An 8,178-nucleotide genomic window follows, 5' to 3' on the forward strand; every position below is an offset into this window, starting at 1 on the left:
TATCACGATAAATATTACTCACCAAATAGCTAAATAATACCTTTCACTCCTTTCTTGTTTTATCAATCTGGCTATGATGAAGAATATCTTCTTATTCTGACCGCGAGAAAATTATGCTGATCGATTTACGTAGTGACACAGTAACTCAACCTGACACCGCAATGCGCAATGCGATGGCTAACGCTGAAGTGGGTGATGATGTCTATGGCGATGACCCAACGGTTAATGCCTTGGAAGCTAAAGCCGCCAGCCTGTCAGGTAAGGAGGCGGCACTGTTCCTGCCAACCGGCACCCAGGCCAATTTGGTGGCACTATTAACCCACTGCCAGCGGGGTGAAGAGTATATTGTCGGTCAGAAAGCCCATAACTATCTGTATGAAGCCGGTGGCGCGGCGGTGCTTGGTAGCATTCAGCCACAACCTATTGAAGCCAATGATGACGGTACCCTGCCACTGGATAAAGTGTTGGCAGCCATCAAACCCGATGATATTCATTTTGCTCAGACCCGGCTGTTGAGTTTGGAAAATACCCATAGCGGCAAAGTGTTGCCTCTTCGTTATTTACAGCAAGCCTGGGCGCTGACTCGAGAGAAGAAACTGGCACTGCATATCGATGGCGCACGTATTTTTAATGCTGCCGTCGCCTTAAATGTGCCACTAAGCGAGATCAGCCAGTATTGCGATACCCTGACGATTTGCCTCTCAAAAGGGTTGGGCACACCGGTGGGTTCCCTGTTGTGCGGCAGTGCTGAGTATATTCAACGCGCCCGCCGCTGGCGTAAAATGACCGGTGGCGGTATGCGTCAAGCGGGTATTCTGGCCGCGGCAGGCTTGTATGCCTTAGAGCACAATGTCAGCCGGTTAAAAGATGACCATGACAATGCAATATGGCTAGAGCAGCAACTGCGCGCATTGGATATCGAAATTGCAGCACCCGGAGCACAGACCAACGTACTGTATATTAAGCAATCCGCCGAGGCTGCCGCCAAGCTTGGCCCTTGGATGCGTGAACGCGGTGTATTGATCAGTGCAGGCCCGGTAACTCGAATGATTACTCACCTTAATATCAGCCGCCATGATCTGGAGAAAGTGGTTGCACTGTGGCGTGAATTTTTGACCGAACAGCGCTCATGACACCGCAACGGATATTGGTATTAGGTGCCAGTGGCTATATCGGCCAGCACCTGGTTCCAAAGCTTAGCCAACAAGGACACCATGTCATTGCCGCCGCCCGCCGCATTGAGTGGTTAAAAGAGCAACAGTGGCCGGGAGTCGATTGTCACTTTGTTGATCTTTATCAGCCAGCCACCCTCAGTGCTGCGTTGCAAGATATTGATGTTGTTTATTATCTGGTTCATGGTATGGGCGACGGGCAGGACTTGATTGAACAGGAACGTATTGCTGCTAATAATCTGAAAACGGCGCTACAACACAGCGCCGCAACCTCATCGTCCACGGTGAAACAGATTATTTATTTAGGTGCCTTACAACCCGAGGATAACAGCTCGCCTCATCTGATTGCGCGCAAGTTAACCGGTGAGCTGCTGCGCCAAAGCGGCATTCCGGTCACCGAACTACGGGCCAGTATTATCGTCGGCCCCGGTTCGGCCGCGTTTGAAGTGATGCGCGATATGGTTTATAACCTGCCCATCCTCACCCCGCCACGCTGGGTTCGTTCTAAATCGTCGCCCGTTGCACTGGATAACCTGCTGGTGTATTTGACTGAATTACTCAACCATCCGGCACAAGATAACCGAATTTTCGAGGTTGCCGGGCCGGAATACATCAGTTATCAGACCCTGTTTGAGCGCTTTATTGCGATCAGTGGTAAACGGCGTTGGCTGATACCGATCCCACTCCCTACCCGGTTTATTTCGGTTTATTTCATCAATCTGGTCACCTCGGTACCCACGCCGATTGCCAGTGCATTGATTGCCGGATTGAACCATGATTTACCAGCCAATGGTGAAGCTTTGCAGGCGCTTATCCCACAACAGCTGATAAGTTTTGACGACGCGGTCAAAGAGACACTGCGCCGTGAAGATGAAGTGGTCGACTCCGCCGATTGGGGCTACGACCCCGAGGCCCGCGCCCGCTGGCGGCCCGGCTACGGATTTTACCCTAAACAGGCCGGTTGCCAGCTATCGACCACCGCCTCCAGCGAGGCGTTGTGGCACGTGGTGCAACAAATCGGCGGTAAAGAAGGTTATTTTTATGGTAATCCGTTATGGAAAGTCCGCGCCTGGATGGATGACATCGCCGGTGGTGGCGTGGTATATGGCCGCCCAGAGCGGGAAACACTGGCATTAGGTGACCTGATTGATGGTTGGAAAGTCATTACGATCAAACCATTACGCCAGTTAGCCATGATGTTCGGCATGAAAGCGCCGGGTCTGGGCCGTCTCACTTTTACTATCAAGGATTTAGGTGGCTGCCGAAGCATTGATGTGCGGGCGTGGTGGCATCCGGCCGGTTTTAGCGGTTTACTGTACTGGTTTGTCATGATGCCAGCACACCTGTTTATTTTCCGTGGAATGGCAAAACGCATCGCGGCGCTGGCCGAGCAATATGATCGTGAACCTACCGCACCCGCGCACAACGAATCAGAGCCTTAAATCAAACGGCGTGATGCATCCCCTATTTAATGGGCGTTGCAGCTAATAACGCTGCAAATTCAAGTAAGCAGGGGATTCTGATTGCATAGCACCGCATTTCACGAAAGAATGGCATCTTATTTGCTGGGCGAATGATTCCAAACGCTAGCATTCTGATTTTTGGTGGGAACCGAATTCGCTATGAAGGTATTGGTCACCGGTGCAACCTGTGGGTTAGGCCGAAATGCCGTTGAATATCTCCGTCGTCAGGGTATTAAAGTCATCGCTACCGGCAACAATCCGGCGATGGGCGCATTGTTGACAAAAATAGGTGCTGAATTTATTCATGCAGATTTGACAAACCTGGTCTCCTCGCAGGCGAAAGCCATGCTGGCAGACGTCGATACCCTATGGCATTGCTCTAGTTTTACCTCTCCTTGGGGCACCGAACAGGCGTTCGAACTGGCTAATGTGCGCGCCACACGCCGTTTGGGGGAATGGGCCGCAGCCTATGGTGTGGAGAATTTTATTCATATCTCCTCACCGGCTATTTATTTCGATTATCACCACCATCGAAATATTCAGGAGGACTTCCGCCCGGCACGTTTTGCTAACGAGTTCGCCCGCAGTAAAGCTGCCGGTGAAGAGGTTATCAAACAATTAGCACTTTCCAATCCACAAACACATTTCACTATTTTACGCCCGCAGGGGTTATTTGGCCCTCACGACACCGTGATGCTGCCGCGCCTGTTACAGATGATTAAGTATTATGGCACTTTGCTGTTACCCCGTGGCGGTGATGCGTTGGTGGATATGACTTACCTGGAAAATGCAGTGCATGCGATGTGGCTGGCGACTCAACGTGAGAACACGCTGTCCGGTCGCGCTTATAATATTACCAATCAGCAGCCCCGCCCATTGCGCACCATCGTGCAACATTTACTGGAAGAGTTGGATATGACATGCCGTATCCGCTCCGTGCCCTACCCGATGATGGATATCATGGCCAGAGCCATGGAGAAACTGGGAAATAAAGCAGAAAAAGAGCCGGTGCTGACACATTATGGTGTCGCTAAGCTCAATTTTGATCTAACGTTGGATACCCACCGGGCTGAAGAAGAATTAGGCTATCGGCCCATTGTCTCACTGGACGAAGGGATTATCCGTACCGCCCGCTGGCTGAAAGAGCACGGTAAGTTATGCGCTAAGTAAAACAGCACCCTAGGTAAAAATTGGTGGAAATGGTTGATTTACTGACCAACTGCAACTCTGATGACTTTGGGTATATACTGAAATAACTTTCATAACAGATTCTTTCACCTAAGGTCATCATATGAAAAAGAAAAATATTGCCCTTGTTCTTCCTCTTGCCATTCTGCTTAGCGCCTGTACCAGCACCGTTGATCCCGCTTATAAGGATATCAGCAGCCGTACTGCACCTTGTGTTGAAGGTGGGCCGGATACCGTAGCGCAAAAATTCTATGACCTCCGCGTGCAACAAATTGGTCATCAAAGTGGCTTACCTGATGATAATCTCTCGGCCCAATTTCGCCCTTATTTGAGTCAGGCGTTGTACGAGCAAATTCAGATTGCCAGAAAACAGATTGGCAACCGCACTACGACCCAGGTGAATAAAACTCAAACCATAAACGGCGATATTTTCACCAGCCTGCGGGAAGGGAGTACCAGTGCCGACGTTGCCAGTGCCTCAACCATTCCCAATACCGATGCCAGAAATATTCCGCTGCGGGTTAATTTGACGCATCAAACTGCGGGTGGCCAATCGGTGATGTGGCAAGACGAAGTGCTGATGATACGTGAAGGGACATGCTGGGTTGTCGACGATATCCGTTTTATGGGGGTATCTGCACCGGCAGGGAGCTTGCGGCAGCTACTGGGTGATCACTAACCAGCCCAAAATGCCGCCAACACCCCTGTAATTTGAAAGAAAATGAGCATCCCCTATAGATTTCGAATTGCAGGTAGGCGGCAAAAGAGTGCATCCCGATGAGCTTACACAGTCAAGTGATTCGGGTTAGCGAGAGCAGCCAACCCCCCTGCAATTTGAAAGAAAATGAGTATCCCCTATAGATTTCGAATTGCAGCTAGGCGGCAAAAGAGTGCATCCCGATGAGCTTACACTGGTAAGCGATTCGGGTTAGCGAGAGCAGCCAACCCCCCTGTAATTTGAAAGAAAATGAGTATCCCCTATAGATTTCGAATTGCAGGTAGGCGGCAAAAGAGTGCATCCCGATGAGCTTACACTGGTAAGTGATTCGGGTTAGCGAGAGCAGCCAACACCCCTGCAATGTGAAAGATGACGGGGATAGCTCTGTCAGATTTATGCATCGCGTGACAAATTCCCTCGGATATCAGTCAAATCCAAATGTTATGCTATTTTGCTGGGTTTATTCTGGTTATTAATAAATTTTAACGCACAAAGATTGCATAAGTATGCCGCGGAAGTTACCATTCACCGCATCATTGGCTATTCAGATTTGGCGCATGAGTATTCAACTTAACGGAATTAACTGTTATTACGGCGTACATCAGGCGCTGTTCGACATTACATTAGACTGCCCGGCTGGCGAGACCTTAGTGCTATTAGGGCCAAGCGGTGCAGGTAAAAGCTCATTACTGCGCGTACTGAATCTGTTGGAAATGCCCCGTTCAGGGACTTTGCAGATCGCCGGTAATCACTTCGACTTTACTCAGGCTCCCGGTGCAAAAGCGATTCGCGAATTGCGCCAGAATGTGGGTATGGTCTTTCAGCAATATAATCTTTGGCCACATCTGTCAGTGGTACAAAACCTGATTGAAGCCCCTTGCCGTGTGCTGGGTCTATCAAAAGATGAAGCCATGGCACGTGCGCAGAAGCTGCTGTCACGGTTGCGTTTGACTGATTTTGCTGACCGCTTCCCCCTGCACCTTTCTGGTGGCCAACAACAGCGAGTAGCGATTGCCCGCGCGTTGATGATGGAGCCGCAAGTTTTGCTGTTTGACGAACCCACAGCGGCACTTGACCCGGAGATTACCGCACAAATCGTCAGTATCATCCGTGAATTGGCCGGCACCGGCATCACTCAGGTGATTGTTACCCATGAGGTTGAAGTGGCCCGTAAAACGGCCAGCCGTGTGGTTTACATGGAAAACGGTCATGTGGTGGAACAAGGTGATGCCAGCCACTTTACACAACCAACAACCGAAGCTTTTGCCAGCTATCTGTCACATTGATATCTATTTGGGAATTTGCGATGAAAAAATTAATAATAGCGGCCGTCCTTGCCAGTATCAGTCTGTCCGCCTCTGCCGCGGAAACTATCCGTTTCGCGGCTGAAGCCACTTATCCGCCATTCGAATTTATTGATGCCAATAATAAAATGCAGGGCTTCGATATCGATCTGGCTAATGCGCTGTGTAAAGAGATGCAAGCCGAATGTACCTTTACCAACCAAGCCTTTGACAGCTTGATCCCAAGCCTGAAATTCAAACGTTTTGATGCGGTGATTTCAGGTATGGACATTACCCCTGAGCGCCAAAAACAAGTTGCCTTTACTAAACCTTATTACGATAACTCCGCACTGTTTATCGCTGAGAAAGGTAAAGTGGCTGATTTGGCGGCCCTGAAAGGCAAACGCGTCGGGATGCAAAATGGTTCTACCCATCAGAAATACCTGATGGAAAAACACCCTGAAATTACCGCCGTACCTTATGACAGCTATCAGAATGCTATTCTTGATTTGAAAAATGGCCGTCTGGACGCAGTATTTGGCGACACCGCGGTCGTCAACGAGTGGTTGAAGCAGAATAACCAACTCGCTGCGGTGGGTGACAAAGTGACTGACGCTGACTATTTCGGTACCGGTTTAGGTATCGCAGTGCGTCAGAACAACACCGAGTTACAGGGTAAGTTAGATGCTGCACTGGCGAAAGTTAAAGCAGATGGCACCTATCAGACAATTTATAAAAAATGGTTCCAGCAGTAATCTAAGCACCCATGAATGAATTTCAACCTTTAGCAAGCGCCGCCGGTATGACCGTCGGCCTTGCCGTTTGTGCACTGGCCCTCGGTCTGGTTCTGGCGATGCTGTTTGCCGTCTGTGAATCATCACGGGTGAAAGTGGTCAGCTACCTGACTACCGGCTGGGTCACCATTTTGCGTGGGCTACCGGAGATTCTGGTGGTCCTGTTTATCTATTTCGGCTCCTCCCAGTTGTTGATGATGCTGTCGGACGGTTTTACCCTAAATCTTTATCTGTTTGAGCTACCCATTAAGCTCAATATCGATAATTTTGAGGTGAGTCCGTTCTTGTGTGGTGTTATCGCACTCGCCCTGCTCTATTCTGCTTACGCCTCGCAAACCTTACGCGGCGCACTGAAAGCAGTGCCTATCGGGCAGTGGGAGTCAGGTCAGGCATTGGGTTTGAGTCAGGCGGCCATCTTCTTCCGTTTAATCATGCCGCAGATGTGGCGTCATGCATTGCCAGGCTTGGGCAATCAGTGGTTAGTGTTGCTGAAAGATACGGCGTTAGTGTCGCTTATCAGCGTCAATGACCTGATGCTACAAACCAAAAGTATTGCAACCCGGACCCAGGAACCTTTCACTTGGTATGTAATTGCAGCGGCAATCTACTTGGTGGTGACTCTGCTGAGCCAGTATGTGCTCAAATGGATTGAACTCCGTACCACTCGTTTTGAACGGAGCCCATCCTGATGCTGGAATATTTACCCGAGATCCTTAAAGGGCTGCATACCAGCCTGACGTTGACGATTGCATCACTGTTGGTGGCACTGGTGTTGTCGCTGCTGTTTACCATTGTGTTAACGCTAAAAACACCGATTATCACGCCACTGGTTAAAATTTATATCACACTGTTCACCGGCACCCCGCTGCTGGTGCAGATCTTTTTGATCTATTACGGTCCAGGTCAATTCCCTGCTATCCGTGAATATCCGTGGTTATGGAGCTTATTGTCGCAACCTTGGTTGTGCGCAATGATTGCGTTGGCATTGAACAGTGCGGCCTATACTACGCAACTGTTCTACGGTGCAGTTAGGGCAATTCCATCGGGTCAATGGCAATCTTGCGAAGCATTGGGGATGTCAAAAGCCCAGTCGTTACGCATCCTACTGCCATTTGCCTTTAAGCGCGCATTATCATCCTATTCCAATGAGGTGGTCTTGGTATTCAAAAGTACCTCATTGGCTTATACCATCACATTGATGGAAGTTATGGGCTATAGCCAACTGATGTATGGCCGTACCTATGACGTGATGGTGTTTGGTGCCGCCGGGATTGTCTATCTGTGCGTGAATGGTTTGCTAACGTTGCTGATGAGATTGGTGGAACGCAGAGCACTGGCGTTTGAGCGGCGGAATTAAGATTATTCTTTTGATTTTGTGACCAATTTGGTTGTTAGCTGTTTAGTGATCATATTCGGCTGTTAGGGCTTCACAGCTCACCTGACCTCCAATGAACCAACCGGCAAAGGGGCCATAAGCGTGGCCCCTTATGTAATCCCGCGCGAACCCAAACCTCTAGTTTGTCCTTCCTGTAATTAAAATAAAAAAACAAATTTTTAATC

8 protein-coding genes are annotated in these 8,178 nt (G+C 49.5%); all 8 read left to right on the forward strand.

The features are described 5' to 3' along the window. Nucleotides 1-113 precede the first annotated feature (113 nt). The 8 genes from ltaE to artM all read left to right on the forward strand — a co-directional run bounded on the left by ltaE (nt 114) and on the right by artM (nt 7,975). A complete protein-coding gene (ltaE, locus tag V1952_RS03070) occupies nt 114-1,133 on the forward strand; it encodes a low-specificity L-threonine aldolase (RefSeq protein ID WP_420074298.1) in 1,020 nt (339 codons plus the stop codon). Next, nucleotides 1,130-2,614: a DUF2867 domain-containing protein gene (locus V1952_RS03075; RefSeq protein WP_420074299.1), complete on the forward strand. Its 1,485-nt coding sequence runs from the start codon at nt 1,130-1,132 to the stop codon at nt 2,612-2,614. The genes ltaE and V1952_RS03075 overlap by 4 nt, the downstream gene beginning before the upstream one ends. A 180-nt stretch (nt 2,615-2,794) precedes the next feature. Next, complete coding sequence (locus V1952_RS03080) at nt 2,795-3,805, forward strand: NAD-dependent epimerase/dehydratase family protein (protein WP_372559356.1); 1,011 nt, start codon at nt 2,795-2,797, stop codon at nt 3,803-3,805. A gap of 121 nt (nt 3,806-3,926) precedes the next feature. Then, complete coding sequence (locus V1952_RS03085) at nt 3,927-4,502, forward strand: lipoprotein (protein WP_420074300.1); 576 nt, start codon at nt 3,927-3,929, stop codon at nt 4,500-4,502. Between the two features lie 596 nt (nt 4,503-5,098). Continuing rightward, nucleotides 5,099-5,827, forward strand: a complete 729-nt coding sequence (gene artP / locus V1952_RS03090) for an arginine ABC transporter ATP-binding protein ArtP (protein WP_050074082.1) — start codon at nt 5,099-5,101, stop codon at nt 5,825-5,827. A 20-nt stretch (nt 5,828-5,847) separates the two neighbouring features. Then, nucleotides 5,848-6,579, forward strand: a complete 732-nt coding sequence (gene artJ / locus V1952_RS03095) for an arginine ABC transporter substrate-binding protein (RefSeq protein WP_005184779.1) — start codon at nt 5,848-5,850, stop codon at nt 6,577-6,579. 11 nt (nt 6,580-6,590) lie between these two features. Then, on the forward strand, nt 6,591-7,307 hold the full coding sequence (gene artQ / locus V1952_RS03100; RefSeq protein WP_005184781.1) for an arginine ABC transporter permease ArtQ: 717 nt from the start codon (nt 6,591-6,593) through the stop codon (nt 7,305-7,307). After that, nucleotides 7,307-7,975 (forward strand): arginine ABC transporter permease ArtM, encoded by a 669-nt coding sequence (artM, locus tag V1952_RS03105; RefSeq protein WP_032899150.1) that lies wholly within the window; start codon nt 7,307-7,309, stop codon nt 7,973-7,975. The genes artQ and artM overlap by 1 nt, the downstream gene beginning before the upstream one ends. Nucleotides 7,976-8,178: the final 203 nt, after the last annotated feature.

Source organism: Yersinia sp. 2542 StPb PI (genome assembly GCF_048593855.1).
GTDB classification, from domain to species: Bacteria; Pseudomonadota; Gammaproteobacteria; order Enterobacterales; family Enterobacteriaceae; genus Yersinia; species Yersinia enterocolitica_E.